Annotated in this window: 16 protein-coding genes; 13 read left to right on the top strand and 3 right to left on the bottom strand. The window is 59.1% G+C overall.

Annotated elements, in window-relative coordinates:
* Positions 1-558 precede the first annotated feature (558 nt).
* Both clpA and clpS read right to left on the bottom strand, forming a co-directional pair.
* Positions 559-2,829 carry an ATP-dependent Clp protease ATP-binding subunit ClpA gene (gene clpA, locus JKA62_RS25975; RefSeq protein WP_007951436.1) on the bottom strand — a complete coding sequence of 757 codons (2,271 nt, stop codon included), beginning with the start codon at positions 2,827-2,829 and terminating at the stop codon, positions 559-561.
* 30 nt (positions 2,830-2,859) lie between these two features.
* Positions 2,860-3,243: an ATP-dependent Clp protease adapter ClpS gene (gene clpS, locus JKA62_RS25970; protein ID WP_011334948.1), complete on the bottom strand. Its 384-nt coding sequence runs from the start codon at positions 3,241-3,243 to the stop codon at positions 2,860-2,862.
* 224 nt (positions 3,244-3,467) lie between these two features.
* On the opposite strand from clpS, the gene JKA62_RS25965 reads away from it, so the two are divergent.
* Positions 3,468-3,749 carry a cold shock domain-containing protein gene (locus JKA62_RS25965; protein ID WP_201820111.1) on the top strand — a complete coding sequence of 94 codons (282 nt, stop codon included), beginning with the start codon at positions 3,468-3,470 and terminating at the stop codon, positions 3,747-3,749.
* 79 nt (positions 3,750-3,828) lie between these two features.
* On the opposite strand, the gene icd is transcribed toward JKA62_RS25965, so the two are convergent.
* Entirely contained in the window at positions 3,829-5,085 is a 1,257-nt protein-coding gene (gene icd / locus JKA62_RS25960; protein WP_064380687.1) for an NADP-dependent isocitrate dehydrogenase, read from the bottom strand.
* Positions 5,086-5,566: 481 nt separating this feature from the next.
* Between icd and JKA62_RS25955 the strand changes: the two genes are divergently transcribed.
* The 12 genes from JKA62_RS25955 to nuoC all read left to right on the top strand — a co-directional run bounded on the left by JKA62_RS25955 (position 5,567) and on the right by nuoC (position 19,485).
* A complete protein-coding gene (locus tag JKA62_RS25955) occupies positions 5,567-7,792 on the top strand; it encodes an NADP-dependent isocitrate dehydrogenase (RefSeq protein ID WP_201820108.1) in 2,226 nt (741 codons plus the stop codon).
* A gap of 78 nt (positions 7,793-7,870) precedes the next feature.
* Positions 7,871-8,317: an NUDIX hydrolase gene (locus tag JKA62_RS25950; RefSeq protein WP_011334951.1), complete on the top strand. Its 447-nt coding sequence runs from the start codon at positions 7,871-7,873 to the stop codon at positions 8,315-8,317.
* 59 nt (positions 8,318-8,376) lie between these two features.
* On the top strand, positions 8,377-9,501 hold the full coding sequence (gene mnmA, locus JKA62_RS25945; RefSeq protein ID WP_011334952.1) for a tRNA 2-thiouridine(34) synthase MnmA: 1,125 nt from the start codon (positions 8,377-8,379) through the stop codon (positions 9,499-9,501).
* Positions 9,498-10,121 carry a high frequency lysogenization protein HflD gene (gene hflD / locus JKA62_RS25940; RefSeq protein WP_011334953.1) on the top strand — a complete coding sequence of 208 codons (624 nt, stop codon included), beginning with the start codon at positions 9,498-9,500 and terminating at the stop codon, positions 10,119-10,121. The genes mnmA and hflD overlap by 4 nt, the downstream gene beginning before the upstream one ends.
* 127 nt (positions 10,122-10,248) lie before the next feature.
* On the top strand, positions 10,249-11,619 hold the full coding sequence (gene purB / locus JKA62_RS25935; RefSeq protein ID WP_085712387.1) for an adenylosuccinate lyase: 1,371 nt from the start codon (positions 10,249-10,251) through the stop codon (positions 11,617-11,619).
* A gap of 86 nt (positions 11,620-11,705) precedes the next feature.
* Entirely contained in the window at positions 11,706-12,881 is a 1,176-nt protein-coding gene (locus JKA62_RS25930) for a ribosomal protein uL16 3-hydroxylase (protein ID WP_007951451.1), read from the top strand.
* Entirely contained in the window at positions 12,874-13,299 is a 426-nt protein-coding gene (locus JKA62_RS25925; RefSeq protein ID WP_007951452.1) for a GNAT family N-acetyltransferase, read from the top strand. Before JKA62_RS25930 ends, JKA62_RS25925 begins: the two co-directional genes overlap by 8 nt.
* A gap of 132 nt (positions 13,300-13,431) precedes the next feature.
* The gene (locus tag JKA62_RS25920; protein WP_201820105.1) at positions 13,432-14,184 is read left to right on the top strand and encodes a secretin N-terminal domain-containing protein; all 753 of its coding nucleotides are present in this window, start codon (positions 13,432-13,434) and stop codon (positions 14,182-14,184) included.
* 476 nt (positions 14,185-14,660) lie between these two features.
* Positions 14,661-15,986: an isocitrate lyase gene (gene aceA / locus JKA62_RS25915; protein ID WP_011334956.1), complete on the top strand. Its 1,326-nt coding sequence runs from the start codon at positions 14,661-14,663 to the stop codon at positions 15,984-15,986.
* A 546-nt stretch (positions 15,987-16,532) separates the two neighbouring features.
* Positions 16,533-16,946: an NADH-quinone oxidoreductase subunit A gene (locus JKA62_RS25910; protein ID WP_003223812.1), complete on the top strand. Its 414-nt coding sequence runs from the start codon at positions 16,533-16,535 to the stop codon at positions 16,944-16,946.
* 10 nt (positions 16,947-16,956) lie between these two features.
* Positions 16,957-17,631 (top strand): NuoB/complex I 20 kDa subunit family protein, encoded by a 675-nt coding sequence (locus JKA62_RS25905; RefSeq protein WP_007951456.1) that lies wholly within the window; start codon positions 16,957-16,959, stop codon positions 17,629-17,631.
* A 69-nt stretch (positions 17,632-17,700) separates the two neighbouring features.
* Positions 17,701-19,485, top strand: a complete 1,785-nt coding sequence (nuoC, locus tag JKA62_RS25900; RefSeq protein ID WP_011334957.1) for an NADH-quinone oxidoreductase subunit C/D — start codon at positions 17,701-17,703, stop codon at positions 19,483-19,485.
* Positions 19,486-19,487: the final 2 nt, after the last annotated feature.

Below are 19,487 nucleotides of genomic sequence, written 5' to 3'. Positions count from 1 at the left end.
GGTGTCCATCAGGGGGCATCGCCTACGGTTTGCTTCGCTGCACCTCCTCTCGATGTATGCGGCTGCGCCGCACGGCGCTGCGCGCCTACCCCCTGATGGACACCTCCGCTCGGCCTGCCGAAGGGGCAAAAAATCAAAAGCCAGAGCCAGAGCCAGAGCAAAAGACAAACACGCCACGCCCCTCCCCACTCAACACACTGAGCGTTAGCTCGAGTACCGCTTTTGATCGCAGGGCCCGTCGGCAGGCTGAGTGGAGGGATTGATCCGGGGGTGGGAGCGCAGCGACCGTGCGGCGCAGCCGCATGCATCGAGAGGAGGTGCAGCGAAGCAAACCGTAGGCGATGCCCCCGGATCGATCCCGGAGCGAAGGAACCCCGAGCCTCAGCGAGGGGCCGTACGTCAGGGTTAGAGACCTTTTGGTTACTTTTGGGGCGTTTGCCAAAAGTGACCCGCCGTAAGGGCGGAACCCCAAGAAGCCGTTACCGCAGCAACGGATATACACACCAAACAAACAGACAATAAAAAGGCGCCCGAAGGCGCCTTTTCACTTACCAGCCGTCAGGCCATTTCTGCAGTGGTCTCGAAGTCAAACGTCAGCTCACCATCCTTGATGTCGATATGAACCACACCGCCATGCTCGGCCAGCTCGCCAAACAGAATCTCCTCCGCCAGCGGACGCTTGATCTTGTCCTGGATCAGACGCGCCATCGGACGAGCGCCCATGGCCGAATCGTACCCACCGGCCGCCAGCCAGCTGCGCGCCGCATCGGTAACCTCCAGAAGCACACGCTTGTCTTCCAATTGCGCCTGAAGTTCGGTGAGGAACTTGTCCACCACACTTTTGATGACCTCATGACTGAGGCGACCAAACTGAATGATGGTATCCAGACGGTTGCGGAATTCCGGCGTGAAGCTCTTCTTGATCACTTCCATCGCATCGGACGAGTGGTCTTGATGGGTGAAGCCGATCGAAGCACGTGCCGCCGTTTCAGCACCGGCGTTGGTGGTCATGATCACGATTACGTTGCGGAAGTCCGCCTTGCGCCCGTTGTTGTCAGTCAGCGTACCGTGGTCCATCACCTGCAGCAGCAGGTTGAAGACTTCCGGATGCGCCTTCTCGATTTCATCGAGCAGCAATACACAATGCGGTTGCTTGGTGATCGCTTCAGTCAACAGACCGCCCTGGTCGAAACCGACATAACCCGGAGGCGCACCGATCAGACGCGATACGGTGTGGCGCTCCATGTACTCGGACATGTCGAAACGCACCAGTTCGATCCCCAGCGCCTTGGCCAATTGACGCGCGGCTTCGGTTTTACCGACACCGGTCGGCCCTGCGAACAGGAACGAACCGACAGGCTTGTCAGGCGACTTGAGACCGGCACGGGACAGTTTGATCGCAGTCGACAGCGAATCGATCGCTGCGTCCTGACCGAACACCGTCAGCTTCAGGTCACGCTCGAGGTTACGCAGCAGTTCCTTGTCGGAGCTGGTGACGTGCTTCGGCGGAATCCGTGCGATTTTCGCAACGATGTCCTCGACTTCAGGCACTTCGATGCGTTTCACACGCTTCTCGACCGGTTGCAGACGCTGATAGGCGCCGGCCTCGTCGATCACATCGATGGCCTTGTCCGGCATGTGCCGGTCATTAATGTAGCGCGAAGCCAGTTCCGCAGCGGCGCGCAGCGACTCATCGCTGTATTCGATGTTGTGATGCTGTTCAAAACGCCCTTTCAGGCCACGCAGGATACCGATGGTGTCTTCCACCGACGGCTCGACGACATCGACCTTCTGGAAGCGACGCGCCAGAGCACGGTCTTTTTCGAAGATGCCACGGAATTCCTGGAACGTGGTCGAGCCGATGCAGCGAATGTCGCCAGACGACAGCAGCGGTTTGAGCAGGTTCGAGGCATCCATGACGCCGCCCGAAGCGGCACCTGCACCGATAATGGTGTGGATCTCGTCGATGAACAGGATCGCCTGCGGACGTTTTTTCAGCTCGTTGAGCAGCGCCTTGAAGCGCTTCTCGAAGTCACCGCGATACTTGGTGCCCGCGAGCAGAGCGCCCAGATCGAGGGAATAAACGACGCTGTTGGCCAGCAGGTCCGGCACCTGGTTGTCGACAATGCGCTTGGCCAGGCCTTCGGCAATCGCGGTTTTACCCACGCCTGCCTCGCCCACCAGCAGCGGATTGTTCTTGCGACGGCGCGCAAGAATCTGCGCGACACGCTCGACTTCCGTTTCACGCCCGACCAGCGGATCGATCCGGCCCTGGCGTGCGAGTTCGTTGAGGTTGCTGGCATAAGCGTCCAGCGGATTGCCTGAAGAAGAAGACTCACCGCCCTCGTCGTCCTGCATATCTTGTTCACCTTCAGAGTGATCGCCATGCCCCGGCACTTTGGAAATGCCGTGGGCGATATAGTTGACGACATCAATGCGTGCAACGCTCTGCTGTTTCAGCAGGAACACCGCCTGACTCTCTTGCTCACTGAAGATTGCAACCAGCACGTTGGCGCCGGTCACTTCGCGTTTGCCCGAGCTCTGCACATGAAAGACAGCACGTTGCAGCACACGCTGGAAGCCCAGGGTTGGCTGGGTTTCGCGATCCTCGTCATGGACAGGGATCAGCGGCGTGGTGGAGTCGATGAACTCCTGCAGGTCGTGCTTGAGTTTGTCGAGGTTTGCGCCGCAGGCACGCAATACGGTGGCGGCAGCCTCATTGTCCAATAGGGCCAGCAGCAGGTGTTCGACGGTCATGAACTCATGACGTTTCGAACGTGCCTCCTTGAAGGCAAGATTGAGGGTGACTTCGAGCTCGCGGTTTAACATAGCTTCACCTCATACCCAAGTGGTCGGCGATTAACCGTCCTTCTCGATTTCACAGAGTAGCGGATGCTGGCTTTCCCTGGCGTACTGGTTGACCTGCATGGCCTTTGTCTCGGCGATGTCGCGGGTAAACACTCCACATACTGCCCGCCCTTCTGTGTGGACGGCCAGCATGACCTTGGTCGCCAGCTCGCGATTCAGGTTAAAAAACACCTCGAGCACTTCGACGACGAAATCCATCGGTGTGTAGTCATCATTGAACAAAACCACCTTGTACATCGGCGGCGCCTGTAACGCAGGCTTTGCTTCCTGAACAGCAACGCCTGCCGAATCGTCGTCGTGCTCCTGTGGAAGATCCTTTTGGAGAAGCGGGCGATCCTGATTGAATGTTAGTCGAATCTGGCTGATTGCATGCATGGAAAGAAAGGTTCGTCAGTTGTGCAAATACAGTGGTGGGGGCGGCTTGACACGTTTTCAACTCCGACTGCCCGGTCACCTTGACTATCGGGAAAACGGTGTTACAACCAATAGAACCCACAGTGGGGAAAAAAGATCCGCGGAGTCAATCTTTTTAACGGATTCGACTGCGGATGAATTGGATGATACTCCAGCGATGGAGACTGTTGCAGAGGGATTTGAGCATGGCTGTCGGCAAGGTGAAATGGTTCAACAATGCCAAGGGGTTCGGCTTCATAAACACCGAGACCCACGAAGGGAAGGATGAAGACGGTCACCTGATCGATTTCTTTGCCCATTATTCCGCCATTGAAATGGACGGATACAAAACCCTCAAAGCCGGGCAGATCGTCAAATTCGAGATCGTGCAAGGCCCCAAAGGCCTGCACGCCACAAAAATTCAGAATGTCGAAGCCGCAAAAGATGCGACCCCGTCCGCTGCTCATCACCAGTCAGTGACCAGCTGAAGCGACCCGAACACCTGCCAGAAAACAAACCGCCCGACTCGATTACTCGAGCCGGGCGGTTTCGTTGCAGCTGGCTTTCTTACATGTGCTTGATCAGCGCATCACCGAAGCCCGAAGAAGACACCAGCGTGGCGCCTTCCATCAGACGTTCGAAGTCGTAGGTCACGGTCTTGGCCTTGATGGCGCCATTGGTGCCCTTGATGATCAGATCGGCCGCCTCGGTCCAGCCCAGGTGACGCAGCATCATCTCCGCCGACAGGATCACCGAGCCCGGGTTGACCTGGTCCTTGCCGGCATATTTTGGCGCAGTACCGTGAGTCGCCTCGAACATGGCCACGGTGTCGGACAGGTTGGCACCCGGCGCGATACCGATACCGCCCACTTCCGCCGCGAGGGCGTCGGACAGGTAGTCACCGTTGAGGTTGAGGGTGGCGATCACATCGTATTCGGCCGGACGCAGCAGGATCTGCTGGAGCATGGCGTCGGCGATGGCGTCCTTGACGACGACTTCGCGGCCGGTTTTCGGGTTCTTGAATTTCATCCATGGGCCGCCATCGAGCAGCTCTGCGCCGAACTCTTCCTTCGCCACCTCGTAACCCCAGTCCTTGAAGGCACCTTCGGTGAATTTCATGATGTTGCCCTTGTGCACGATGGTCAGCGACTTGCGGTCGTTGTCCACCACGTATTGCAGCGCCTTGCGCACCAGACGCTTGGTGCCTTCTTTGGAAACCGGCTTGATGCCGATGCCGCAATCCTGGTCGAAACGGATCTTGGTGACGCCCATTTCTTCTTTCAGGAATTTGATGACCTTGGTGGCTTCAGGGGAGCCGGCCTTCCATTCGATACCGGCATAAATGTCTTCGGAGTTCTCGCGGAAGATCACCATGTCGACGTCGCCAGGCTTTTTCACCGGGCTCGGCACACCTTCGAACCACACCACAGGGCGCAGGCAGACATAGAGATCGAGCTGTTGGCGCAGGGCGACGTTGAGGGAACGGATGCCGCCACCGACCGGAGTGGTCAGCGGGCCCTTGATGGAGACCACGTAATCCTTGACCGCGTCCAGGGTTTCCTGGGGCAGCCAGGTGTCCTGGTCATAGACCTGAGTTGCTTTTTCGCCAGCATAAACCTCCATCCAGGAAATCTTGCGCTTGCCCCCGTAGGCTTTTTCTACGGCAGCATCAACCACTTTGATCATCACAGGGCTGACGTCGACGCCAATGCCGTCACCTTCGATGAAGGGAATGATCGGGTTATCAGGGACATTGAGAGAATGGTCTGCGTTGACGGTGATTTTGTCGCCGACGGCTGGAACCTGAATCTTCTTGTAACCCATGCTGAACTCCATTGTTTGGATTGAACATCTGGCTTGGTTCGAGCGTAACCCAGTTGAATCAACACGCAAACCCTCTGTTCCGGGCGCGACCACATCTCGTTTCGTACAAGCCTGAAAGCAAAGGGAAAAGCGCCAATCTCAAGCATTCACGGCGACTCTACGCCCCACCCCGCCCTGCGACCTTTAGACCAATGGACGAGAATCGTTGCATATGAACCATCGGCAGATTGCCAGCTACCTATGTATAATGCCGCCCGCTGACCACAGGGTCACGACGGCTGGCCTCTCTAGCACGAGACTTTCCGCCTGATTGGTCGGGTTGTTACCGCAGTCCGACTGCTTGACGCTCTACTGATGCACCCAACATCACCGCGAAGATTCTCGACATTCGGTTCATGGATGACTTTGAACGAACGCGCTTACCCGGCGCCCCTCGAGTTTCTGCGCACGCTTTAGCAAAGAAGAGAGAGTTAATCCGAATATGCCCACCCGCTCGAAGATCATCTATACCTTCACCGACGAAGCTCCAGCCCTCGCCACCTATTCCCTGCTGCCGATCATCGAGGCTTACACCGCCTCGGCCGATATCGCCGTGGAAACCCGCGATATCTCTCTTGCAGCACGTATTCTGGCCAGCTTCCCCGAGCAACTGGGCGACAAAGCCGTAGCCGACCACCTCGCCGAACTGGGCGACCTGGCCGTTACGCCTGAAGCCAACATCATCAAGCTGCCGAACATCAGCGCTTCGGTTCCGCAGTTGCAAGCCGCGATCAAAGAACTGCAAGCCCAGGGCTACAACCTGCCGGACTACCCGGAATCCGTGACCAACGACGCCGAAAAAGAAGCCAAGGCGCGTTACGACAAGGTCAAGGGCAGCGCCGTGAACCCGGTTCTGCGTGAAGGCAACTCCGACCGTCGTGCGCCGCTGTCGGTCAAGAACTACGCTCGCAAGCACCCGCACAAAATGGGCGCCTGGGCCAAAGACTCCAAGTCTCATGTCGCTCACATGAGCACCGGCGATTTCTATGGCAGCGAAAAAGCTGTCCTGATCGACGCCGCTGACGCCGTGAAGATCGAACTGATCGCCAAAGACGGCACCGCGACCGTCCTGAAAGAAAAGACCACCGTTCAGGCGGGCGAGATCCTCGACTGCTCCGTGATGAGCAAAAAGGCCCTGCGCGCGTTCATCGCCGCCGAAATCGACAGCGCCAAGCAGCAAGGCGTGCTGCTGTCGGTTCACCTGAAAGCCACCATGATGAAGGTCTCCGACCCGATCATGTTTGGTCAGATCGTTGCCGAGTTCTACAAGGACGCCCTGACCAAGCACGCCGACGTGCTGGCCGAAATCGGCTTCAACCTGAACAACGGCATCGGCGACCTGTACGCCCGCATCAAATCCCTGCCGGCCGAGCAGCAAGCCCAGATCGAAGCTGACATTCAAGCGGTCTACGCCGTTCGTCCGTCGCTGGCGATGGTCAACTCCGACAAAGGCATCACCAACCTGCACGTGCCGAGCGACGTTATCGTCGACGCCTCGATGCCGGCCATGATCCGTGACTCCGGCAAGATGTGGGGCACTGACGGCCAGTTGCACGACACCAAGGCTGTGATCCCGGATCGCTGCTACGCCACCATCTACCAGGCCGTGATCGAAGATTGCAAAGCCAATGGCGCTTTCGATCCGACCACCATGGGCAGCGTGCCAAACGTTGGCCTGATGGCTAAAAAGGCTGAAGAGTACGGCTCCCACGACAAAACCTTCCAGATCAAGGCCGACGGCGTGGTTCGCGTGACCGACAGCAAAGGCACCCTGCTGATGGAACAGGCTGTTGAAGCCGGCGACATCTTCCGCATGTGCCAGACCAAAGACGCGCCGATCCAGGACTGGGTCAAATTGGCCGTCAACCGTGCTCGCGCAAGCGCAACTCCAGCCATTTTCTGGCTGGACCCGATGCGCGCCCACGACGGCGTGGTGATCGAGAAGGTTCAGGCTTACCTGAAGGATCACGACACCGCCGGTCTGGACATCCAGATCATGGCGCCGGTCGATGCCATGAAATACACCCTGCAGCGCACCCGCGAAGGCAAGGACACCATTTCGGTGACCGGCAACGTACTGCGCGACTACCTGACCGACCTGTTCCCGATCATGGAACTGGGCACCAGCGCCAAGATGCTGTCGATCGTGCCGCTGATGAACGGCGGTGGCCTGTTCGAAACCGGCGCCGGCGGTTCGGCTCCGAAGCACGTGCAGCAACTGGTCGAAGAGAACTTCCTGCGCTGGGATTCGCTGGGTGAATTCTTGGCCCTGGCCGCTTCTCTCGAGCACCTGGGTGTTAACTACAACAACCCGAAAGCGCTGGTTCTGTCCAAGACCCTGGATCAGGCCACCGGCCAGTTCCTCGACAACAACAAGTCGCCATCGCGCAAAGTCGGCAACATCGACAACCGCGGCAGCCACTTCTACCTGGCGATGTACTGGGCACAAGCCCTGGCCGCCCAGACTGAAGACGCTGCACTGCAAGCGCAGTTCGCGACTCTGGCCAAGACCCTGACCGAGAACGAAGCGACCATCGTCGCCGAGCTCAACGCCGTTCAAGGCAAGCCAGTGGACATCGGCGGTTACTACCACGCCGATGCCGAGCTGATCAGCAAGGCCATGCGCCCAAGCGCAACCCTCAACGCGGCGATTGCTGCGCTGGTATAAGGTTGTAAAGGGAACATCACAAACCCCGGCCTCGTGCCGGGGTTTGTGTTTCTGCCTTTCGCCCAGGAGATTCAATCAATGCAATGGCTCCCCCACATCACTGTCGCCACCATCGTCGAGGACAACGGTCGTTTCCTGATGGTCGAGGAACACAAGGCCGGGCGTAACGTGCTCAATCAGCCGGCCGGCCATCTGGATCCGGACGAAACCCTGATCGAAGCCGCCGTACGCGAAACCCTCGAAGAAACCGGCTGGGACGTCGAGCCCACCGCCGTGGTCGGCATTTATCTGTATACCGCCCCGAGCAACGGCGTGACTTACCAGCGCGTGTGCTTCAGCGCCAAAGCCGTGAAACATCACCCGGATTACCCACTGGACGACGGCATCGTCGGCGCCAAGTGGCTGAACCGCGACGAATTATTGGCCCAGCGCGATAACTGGCGCAGCGAGCTGATCATCCGTTGCATCGATGATTATCTGGCCGGCAATCGCTTCGGCCTCGAACTGATCCGCCCTTCCCTTTAGCCTTGAGGCCGTGAGCCTGATAGAATCGCGTCCTTTTTCAAGACACTCATTGAATCCCTATGCGTGATCCAGCCCCTTCTGACACATCCAAGAAGCGCGTCATTGTCGGCATGTCCGGCGGCGTGGACTCTTCCGTTTCCGCTCTCCTGCTGATCGAGCAGGGCTATGAAGTGGAAGGCCTGTTCATGAAGAACTGGGAAGAAGACGACGGAACGGAATACTGCACCGCCATGGACGACCTGGCGGATGCCCAGGCCGTGTGCGACAAGATCGGCATCAAACTGCACACCGCCAACTTCGCCGCCGAGTACTGGGACAATGTGTTCGAGCACTTCCTGGCCGAATACAAGGCCGGCCGCACGCCGAACCCGGACATCCTGTGCAACCGCGAGATCAAGTTCAAGGCGTTCCTCGACTACGCCATGATGCTCGGCGCCGACCTGATCGCTACCGGTCACTACGTGCGCCGCCGCGACATCGACGGCCGCACCGAACTGCTCAAGGGCCTGGATCCGAACAAGGATCAGAGCTACTTCCTGCACGCTGTCGGCGGCGAACAGATCGCCAAGACCCTGTTCCCGGTCGGCGAGCTGGAAAAACCGGAAGTCCGTGCAATTGCCGAGAAATACGAGCTGGCGACCGCCAAGAAGAAGGATTCCACCGGGATCTGCTTCATCGGCGAGCGTCGCTTCAGCGATTTCCTCAAGCAATACCTGCCGGCACAACCGGGCGAGATCAAGACCACCGAAGGCGAAGTCATCGGCCGTCACCACGGTTTGATGTACCACACTATCGGCCAGCGTCAGGGCCTGGGCATCGGTGGTCTGAAAGACGCCGGCGACGAGCCGTGGTACGTGCTGCGCAAGGATCTGGACACCAACGAGCTGATCGTCGGTCAGGGCAACAACCATCCGTGGCTGTTCTCCAGCGCCCTGCTCGCTTCGGAAATCTATTGGGTCAATCCGATCGATCTGAGCCAGCCGCTGCGTCTGACCGCCAAAGTCCGTTATCGCCAGAGCGATCAGGCCTGCACCCTTGAGAAAACCGACACCGGCTATCGCGCCGTGTTCGACGAGCCGCAACGCGCGGTCACGCCGGGCCAGTCGGTGGTGTTCTATGACGGTGAAATCTGCCTCGGTGGCGGCGTGATCGAAGTCGCCGAGCCTTGGAGCGGCCAGGCATGAGCCCGACTCAGGAGCAATTGACCGCTCTGGGCGGCGTGTTTCTCGCCGCCGTGCTGGTCGACCGGATCGCCAAGACCGGTCAGACCAACGAGGCCGGCCTGAGCTGCATGCTCGGCAGCCTGCTGGTTCGCGACCCGAAAGACACGCTGGATGTTTACGGCGGCGACGATATCAACCTGCGCGAGGGTTACCGCGCGCTGATCGGCGCCCTCGAGCGCGACCCGAGCACTCTGCAGCGCGAACCGCTGCGTTACGCCCTGTCGATGCTTGGTCTTGAGCGACAACTGGCCAAGCGCGACGACATGCTCGACGTGATCGGCAAACGCCTGCCGCAGATCCAGTCGCAGGTCGAGCACTTCGGCCCGGCCCACGAAAACGTGATCGCGGCCTGCGGTGCGCTGTATCAGGACACCCTGAGCACGCTGCGCCAACGCATTCAGGTGCATGGCGACATGCGCAATCTGCAGCAGCCGAGCAATGCCTCGAAGATCCGCGCCCTGCTGCTCGCCGGCATTCGTTCGGCCCGCCTGTGGCGCCAGCTCGGCGGTCACCGCTGGCAACTGGTCGTCAGCCGGCGCAAATTGCTCAAAGAGCTGTATCCGTTGATGCGCAGCGAGTAAATCACCGCGCAACAAAAGCTTTGTAGTCTGTAACGCGTAATACGCCGGTCAGTTGGCGACGGACCGGCGGATTTTTTCATGTATGATACGCGCCCCATTTCGTTGCCCGACTGTCCGAGAACACCCCATGCAGCTCTCTTCGCTCACTGCGGTTTCCCCTGTTGACGGCCGCTACGCCGGCAAAACCCAGGCCCTGCGCCCAATTTTCAGCGAGTACGGCCTGATCCGTGCCCGCGTTCTGGTTGAAGTGCGCTGGCTCCAGCGCCTGGCCGCTCACGCCGGCATCCCGGAAGTGCCAGCCTTCTCCGCCGAAGCCAACGCCGTTCTGAACGAACTGGCCGAAAACTTCTCGCTGGAGCACGCCGAGCGCGTGAAAGAGATCGAGCGCACCACCAACCACGACGTCAAAGCGATCGAATACCTGCTCAAGGAGCAGGCAGCCAAGCTGCCGGAGCTGGCCAAGGTCAGCGAATTCATCCACTTCGCCTGCACCAGCGAGGACATCAACAACCTGTCCCACGCCCTGATGCTGCGCGAAGGTCGTGACGACGTGATGCTGCCGCTGATGCGCCAGACCGCCAACGCCATCCGCGAACTGGCCCTGCGCTTCGCCGACGTGCCAATGCTGTCGCGCACCCACGGCCAGCCGGCTTCGCCGACCACTCTGGGTAAAGAGCTGGCGAACGTGGTTTACCGTCTCGAGCGTCAGATCGCTCAGGTCGCTGCCGTTCCGCTGCTGGGCAAGATCAACGGTGCTGTCGGCAACTACAACGCTCACCTGTCGGCCTACCCGCAGATCGACTGGGAAGCCAACGCCCGCGCCTTCATCGAAGACGAGCTGGGCCTGGCCTTCAACCCGTACACCACGCAGATCGAGCCGCACGACTACATCGCCGAGCTGTTCGACGCCATTGCGCGCTTCAACACCATCCTGATCGACTTTGACCGTGACATCTGGGGCTACATCTCCCTGGGTTACTTCAAGCAGCGCACCATCGCCGGCGAAATCGGTTCGTCGACCATGCCGCACAAGGTCAACCCGATCGACTTCGAAAACTCCGAAGGCAACCTGGGCATCGCCAACGCGCTGTTCCAGCACCTGGCGAGCAAACTGCCGATCTCCCGCTGGCAGCGCGATCTGACTGACTCCACCGTTCTGCGCAACCTCGGTGTGGGTTTCGCCCACAGTGTGATCGCGTACGAAGCGAGCCTCAAAGGCATCAGCAAGCTCGAACTGAACGCTGACAAGATCGCTGCCGATCTGGACGCTTGCTGGGAAGTCCTGGCCGAGCCGATCCAGACCGTGATGCGCCGCTACAACATCGAAAACCCGTACGAGAAGCTGAAAGAACTGACGCGCGGCAAGGGCATCAGCCCTGAAGCGCTGCAGACTTTCATTGATGGCCTGGACATGCCGGCCGCTGCGAAAGCCGAGCTCAAGCAACTGACTCCGGCCAACTACATCGGCAACGCTGTAGCGCAAGCCAAACGCATCTGACCGACTGCTTGACCCGTTTGAGACGCCCGGCCGCGCCGGGCGTTTTTATTCCCGTCTGAAAAATGCTTTTTTTCAATAGGTTACATATGAATCCCGATATTCCTCTTCAACTTCTGGGTGGTCTCACGGCGCGCGAATTCATGCGCGATTACTGGCAGAAAAAACCACTGCTGATCCGTCAGGCGATTCCTGATTTCGAAAGCCCGATCGACGCCGACGAACTCGCCGGCCTGGCCCTGGAAGAAGAAGTCGAATCGCGCCTGGTGATCGAGCACGGCGAGCGTCCATGGGAACTGCGTCGCGGCCCGTTCGCCGAAGACGAATTCAGCAAACTGCCGGAGCGCGAGTGGACCCTGCTGGTGCAGGCGGTCGATCAGTTCGTGCCGGAAGTCAGCGAGCTGCTGGAAAACTTCCGCTTCCTGCCGAGCTGGCGCGTCGACGACGTGATGATCAGCTTCGCCGCCCCGGGTGGCAGCGTCGGCCCGCACTTCGATAACTACGACGTGTTCCTGCTGCAAGGCCACGGCAAGCGCAACTGGAAAATCGGCCAGATGTGCGACTCCGAAAGCCCGCTGCTGCAACACGCCGACCTGCGCATCCTCGCCGAATTCCACGAGACTGAAGAGTGGGTCCTGGAACCGGGCGACATGCTCTACCTGCCACCGCGCCTGGCCCACTGCGGTGTTGCCGTCGACGACTGCATGACCTACTCGGTCGGTTTCCGCGCACCAAGCGCCGCAGAAGTGCTGACCCACTTCACCGACTTCCTCAGCCAGTTCCTGACTGACGAAGAGCGTTATACCGACGCCGATGCAAAACCGGTCAGCGATGATCCACATCAGATCCAGCACGATGCCCTCGGCCGCCTGAAAGCGCTGCTCGCCGAGCACATGAGCGACGAACGCCTGCTGCTGACCTGGTTCGGCCAGTACATGACCGAGCCGCGCTATCCGGAGCTGGTGGTCGGGCCGGAAGAAGTCGAGGAAGAAGACCTCCTCGGCGCGCTCGAAGACGGCGCCATCCTGATCCGCAATCCGAGCGCGCGCCTGGCGTGGTCGGACGTCGATGACGATCTGCTGCTGTTCGCCAGCGGCCAGAGCCGCTACCTGCCGGGCAAGCTGCGCGAACTGCTGAAGCTGATCTGCTCCGCCGACGCCCTGCACACCGACAACCTCGGTGACTGGCTGAGCGATGAAGACGGTCGCGGCCTGCTGTGCGAACTGGTCAAACAGGGAAGCCTGGGGTTCGCCGACGATGAATAAGATTCGCGTACGTGTTGCAGATTGGCAAAAGGACAACGCCGAGATCCGCCGCATTCGCGAAACGGTGTTCATTGCCGAACAATCGGTTCCACCCGAGCTTGAGTGGGACGCCGATGACGCTACGGCGGTGCATTTCCTGGCCTTCGAAGGCGACTTTCCGATCGGCACCGCCCGCCTTTTGCCCGACGGGCATGTTGGCCGGGTTTCGGTGCTGAAGGACTGGCGCGGCTTGAAGGTTGGCGATGCGCTGATGCAAGCGGTGATTGCCGAAGCGGAAGCACGCGGCCTTAAGCAGCAGATGCTCAGCGCCCAGGTGCAGGCCACGGCGTTCTATGAGCGTCTGGGTTTCAACCTGGTCAGCGAGGAATTCCTCGAGGCCGGGATTCCGCATGTCGATATGGTTCGTCATTCGGCCTGAACGATCACGTAACACGCAAAACGCCCCGCCATCTCACGATGCCGGGGCGTTTTGCTGTCTACGATTCAACTTGCCCCACCCCGGGCCGACAAACTGGCAATATCAAGCCTTTCGAAAGCGGAGATAACGGACATGTCCCTACGCACCCTGCTCACCACCCTGCTGCTCGGCTGCAGTTTTTCGGTGATGGCAGCCACAGAAATCGTGCCCCTCAAGTACCACACCAGTGCCGACATGCTGCCGGTGGCTCAGGACTTTATCGGCAAGGACGGCCAGGTCAGCGCCTATGGCAACCAACTGATCGTCAAGGCCGAGCCCGGCAAGATTCAAGAACTCAAGGACCTGCTCTCGCAACTCGACACCACGCCCAAGCGCCTGCTGATCACAGTCGACACCAACGAAAACAACGGTCGTGGCGATGAAGGCTATTCGGTGAACGGCGCGCAAACCCGCATCATCAGCCGCAGCACCGCCAGCCGTGACGGCGGCATTCAGCAAATTCAGGCCAGCGAAGGTGCACCGGCACTGATCCAGGTCGGCCAGAGCGTGCCGATCACCAGCAGCCAGACCAACTCCTACGGCGATTACAGCAGCCAGACGCAATATCGCAACGTCACACAGGGTTTTTACGTCACCGCCAGCGTCACCGGCGAAACCGTTCACCTGGCAATCAGTACCAACCGTGACCGCATGAGCCAGGAACGTCCCGATGTAGTGAACGTGCAAAGCACCGACACAACTGTCACCGGACGGCTGGGCGAATGGATCACCCTCGCCGGCGTGAATCGCCAGACCCAAGCCGACAAACAGGGCCTGGCCCGCAGCTACTCGACTCAAGGCCGGGATGACATGACGTTGCGGGTGAAAGTCGACACGTTGGACTAAAGCACCGAAAACTGACTGATTAGTCGTATTAGACGAAAGATGTAGTGCTTGAAAAAAAGCACTACAAAACGTTTGACGAGCCAAAAAAGCGAAGGCATGATGGCCTCGCTCCCGCTAATCAGAGGCCCTGGCAAGGGCCTTCGAAGCGCTGCTCGCAACCATCCCCGCGAGCCGTTTCGTGTCTGTACCGCCCACAAGGTGTGTTTGACGAGGTTGCCGACTGGAACGAAGTTGTCCCGAGGGACGGAAGCGTAATTAGGTAACCCGGCTTTACACTGTAGTTCGTATAAAGGCCCACGACGCCTGAATGCGCCCGCCAGTTCGCCTTTACCTGCTCACCTCCCCTCGAGCTCATCGTTCATCCCGTCGCCTGCCCCGCCGAACCCGACCTGACCACCTAAGCTTCTGGTCAGCGAGCGCAAGGAATTTTCCACCGCAGAACAACTTTTCATAAAGACGCGACGAGGTTTATCTCCATGGCACTGACACGCGAACAGCAAATTGCAGCCCTTGAAAAAGACTGGGCTGAAAACCCGCGCTGGAAAGGCGTGACTCGCAATTACTCCGCTGCTGACGTCGTCCGTCTGCGTGGCTCGGTTCAACCAGAGCACACCTTTGCAAAAATGGGCGCCGAAAAACTGTGGAACCTGGTCACCCAGGGTGCCAAGCCGTCCTTCCGCCCAGAGAAAGATTTCGTCAACTGCATGGGCGCCCTGACCGGCGGTCAGGCTGTGCAGCAGGTTAAAGCCGGTATCCAGGCGATCTACCTGTCGGGCTGGCAAGTCGCGGCGGACAACAACTCCGCCGAATCGATGTACCCGGACCAGTCGCTGTACCCGGTGGACTCGGTTCCAACCGTGGTCAAGCGCATCAACAACTCGTTCCGTCGCGCCGACCAGATCCAGTGGAAAGCCGGCAAGAACCCGGGCGACGAAGGCTACATCGACTACTTCGCGCCAATCGTGGCTGACGCTGAAGCCGGTTTCGGCGGCGTACTGAACGCCTACGAGCTGATGAAGAGCATGATCGAAGCAGGCGCCGCCGGCGTTCACTTCGAAGACCAGCTGGCTTCCGTGAAGAAATGCGGCCACATGGGCGGCAAGGTGCTGGTTCCAACCCAGGAAGCCGTGCAGAAGCTGACCGCAGCTCGTCTGGCTGCCGACGTTGCCGGCGTACCGACCATCATCCTGGCCCGTACCGACGCCAACGCTGCCGACCTGCTGACTTCCGACTGCGACCCGTACGACCAGCCGTTCGTGACTGGCACCCGTACCCAGGAAGGTTTCTACAAGGTTCGTGCAGGTCTGGATCAGGCAATCGCCCGTGGCCTGGCCTACGCGCCGTACGCCGACCTGATCTGGTGCGAAACCGCCAAACCAGACCTGGACGAAGCCCGTCGCTTCGCTGAAGCGATCAAGAAGGAATACCCGGACCAGATCCTCTCTTACAACTGCTCGCCTTCCTTCAACTGGAAGAAAAACCTGGACGACGCGACCATCGCCAAGTTCCAGCGCGAACTGTCCGCCATGGGTTACAAGCACCAGTTCATCACCCTGGCCGGCATTCATAACATGTGGCACAGCATGTTCAACCTGGCGCACGACTACGCCCGCAACGACATGACTGCCTACGTGAAGCTGCAAGAGCAGGAATTCGCTGACGCCGCCAAGGGCTACACCTTCGTGGCTCACCAGCAGGAAGTGGGCACTGGCTACTTCGACGACATGACCACCGTGATCCAGGGCGGCACGTCCTCGGTGACCGCGTTGACCGGCTCGACCGAAGAAGAACAGTTCCACTGATCGACTTCGTCTGAGCGAACGGCCTTTGCGGACCGTATAGAAAGCTAACCGCACTGCCGAAAAACTGACGCCCCGACTGGTTCGGGGCGTTTTTTTGCCTGCGCCTTTCCGGGCACCTCAGGAAATGGCACAGCCTGTCAGGCAAAACATTGATCCAGAGCGGTATCCGTATCGGAAAAACCGGTTAAAACGGGCGCCGCCGCTACTTGCAGTAACGCGGATATAAGACAACTTCCCGACTACTGACCCGTTAAACAGTTACCCAATCACTCCAAACGATATCAATTATCATTTAGCGACAACTATGTTCGTTACATTTCCTACAAAACATAATTCGTGAAATCCCGGCTAATGCCCGCAGCGCATGGGCTGCGGGCCCTTCGAGGTGCGCTATGTCCTTATTCCAATAAATAATTTCGCTATAGGAATTTTACTTGCCGGGTGTTTAGCCATAAAATCAGCGCGATTGATTGCTGCGACATATCGTCACTGCCTTATTTCTTTATCAAGCTCAGAGACCTTTGCTCTCTGTTAAGGATTTCCAGCATGCCCGAAGCGACAGGACTCATGGCCCACAACTGGGGCTTTGCCATTTTCCTTCTGGGTGTAGTCGGCCTGTGTGCCTTCATGCTCGGCGTCTCCAGCCTCCTCGGGTCAAAAGCCTGGGGCCGCAGCAAAAACGAACCGTTCGAGTCCGGCATGCTACCTACCGGTGGCGCCCGCTTGCGGCTCTCAGCCAAATTCTATCTGGTCGCGATGCTGTTCGTGATCTTCGATATCGAAGCCCTCTTTCTCTTTGCATGGTCTGTGTCCGTCCGCGAAAGCGGCTGGACCGGATTCGTCGAAGCTCTCGTTTTCATAGCAATTCTGTTGGCAGGTCTTGTCTACCTGTTCCGAGTGGGCGCCCTTGACTGGGCTCCGGAAGCTCGTCGCAAGCGGCAGGCGAAGCTGAAACAATGAGGCTTTGGCAATGCAATACAATCTCACCAGAATCGACCCCGATGCTCCTAACGAGCAGTATCCGATCGGCCAGCGGGAAACCGTTTCCGATCCGTTAGAGGATCAAGTCCACAAAAACATTTTCATGGGCAAGCTGGAAGACGTGCTGAGTGGCGCGGTCAATTGGGGACGTAAGAACTCCCTGTGGCCGTACAACTTCGGTCTGTCGTGCTGCTACGTGGAAATGACCACGGCCTTCACGGCGCCCCACGACATCGCGCGCTTCGGCGCCGAAGTTATCCGGGCATCACCGCGTCAGGCCGACTTCATGGTTATCGCCGGGACCTGCTTCATCAAGATGGCGCCGATCATTCAGCGCCTGTACGAACAGATGCTCGAGCCCAAGTGGGTGATCTCGATGGGTTCGTGCGCCAACTCCGGCGGCATGTACGACATCTACTCCGTGGTTCAGGGGGTGGACAAGTTCCTGCCCGTTGACGTCTACGTACCTGGCTGCCCGCCCCGTCCAGAAGCATTTCTGCAAGGTTTGATGCTGTTGCAGGAATCCATTGGCCAGGAGCGTCGCCCACTGTCCTGGGTCGTTGGCGATCAAGGCGTCTATCGCGCCGACATGCCTTCGCAGAAGGAACAGCGCCGCGAACAGCGAATCGCAGTCACCAACCTGCGCAGCCCTGACGAAGTCTGATCCAGTCTGTTTCAAAGAAACGAGAAGCTGGCTTCATTCTTTACGTTGACCGAAAGCGAAAAAATAACCATGACTACAGGCAGTGCTCTGTACATCCCGCCTTATAAGGCAGACGACCAGGATGTGGTCGTCGAACTCAACAACCGTTTTGGCGCCGAAGCGTTCACCGCTCAGCCGACCCGCACCGGCATGCCGGTGCTGTGGGTGGCTCGCGCCAAGCTCGTCGAAGTCCTGACCTTCCTGCGCAATCTGCCCAAACCGTACGTCATGCTCTATGACCTGCACGGCGTGGACGAGCGTCTGCGCACCAAGCGTCAAGGGCTGCCGAGCGGTGCCGATTTCACCGTGTTCTATCACCTCATGTCGCTGGAACGTAATAGTGACGTGATGATCAAGGTCGCCTTGTCCGAAAGCGACCTCAGCTTGCCGACCGTCACCAGCATCTGGCCGAACGCCAACTGGTACGAGCGTGAAGTCTGGGACATGTACGGCATCGACTTCAAAGGTCACCCGCACCTGTCGCGCATCATGATGCCGCCGACCTGGGAAGGTCACCCGCTGCGCAAGGACTTCCCGGCGCGCGCCACCGAATTCGATCCGTTCAGCCTGAACCTGGCCAAGCAACAGCTTGAGGAAGAAGCCGCGCGCTTCCGTCCTGAAGACTGGGGCATGAAGCGTTCCGGGGCGAACGAGGACTACATGTTCCTCAACCTGGGTCCGAACCACCCTTCGGCGCACGGTGCGTTCCGCATCATCCTGCAGCTGGACGGTGAAGAGATCGTCGATTGCGTTCCGGACATCGGTTACCACCACCGTGGCGCCGAGAAGATGGCTGAGCGTCAGTCCTGGCACAGTTTCATTCCGTACACCGACCGTATCGACTACCTCGGCGGCGTGATGAACAACCTGCCGTACGTGCTCTCGGTCGAGAAGCTGGCCGGCATCAAGGTGCCAGAGAAAGTCGACGTCATCCGCATCATGATGGCCGAGTTCTTCCGGATCACCAGCCACCTGCTGTTCCTGGGTACCTACATCCAGGACGTCGGCGCCATGACTCCGGTGTTCTTCACCTTCACCGACCGCCAGAAGGCCTACACGGTGATCGAAGCCATCACCGGTTTCCGTCTGCACCCGGCCTGGTACCGCATCGGCGGCGTCGCCCACGACCTGCCGCGCGGCTGGGAAAAACTGGTGAAAGATTTCGTTGAATGGCTGCCAAAGCGCCTCGACGAATACACCAAGGCCGCCCTGCAGAACAGCATCCTCAAGGGGCGTACCATCGGCGTTGCCCAGTACAACACCAAAGAGGCCCTGGAATGGGGCGTTACCGGTGCTGGCCTGCGTTCCACCGGTTGCGACTTCGACCTGCGTAAGGCGCGCCCATACTCCGGTTACGAGAACTTCGAGTTCGAAGTGCCGCTGGCTGCCAACGGCGATGCCTACGACCGCTGCATGGTTCGCGTCGAAGAGATGCGCCAGAGCGTCAAGATCATCGACCAGTGCCTGCGCAACATGCCGGAAGGCCCGTACAAGGCGGATCACCCGCTGACCACGCCGCCGCCGAAAGAGCGCACGCTGCAGCACATCGAAACCCTGATCACGCACTTCCTGCAAGTTTCGTGGGGCCCGGTCATGCCGGCCAACGAATCCTTCCAGATGATCGAAGCGACCAAGGGCATCAACAGTTATTACCTGACGAGCGACGGCGGCACCATGAGCTACCGTACCCGGATCCGTACTCCGAGCTTCGCCCACCTGCAGCAGATCCCTTCGGTGATCAAAGGCAGCATGGTCGCGGACCTGATTGCGTACCTGGGTAGTATCGACTTCGTTATGGCCGACGTGGACCGCTAAGC

This window comes from Pseudomonas sp. B7, assembly GCF_016735645.1.
Classification (GTDB): domain Bacteria; phylum Pseudomonadota; class Gammaproteobacteria; order Pseudomonadales; family Pseudomonadaceae; genus Aquipseudomonas; species Aquipseudomonas glycinae.
The sequence above is the reverse complement of the archived record's forward strand: the minus strand, read 5'-3'. Positions and strand labels throughout refer to the sequence as shown.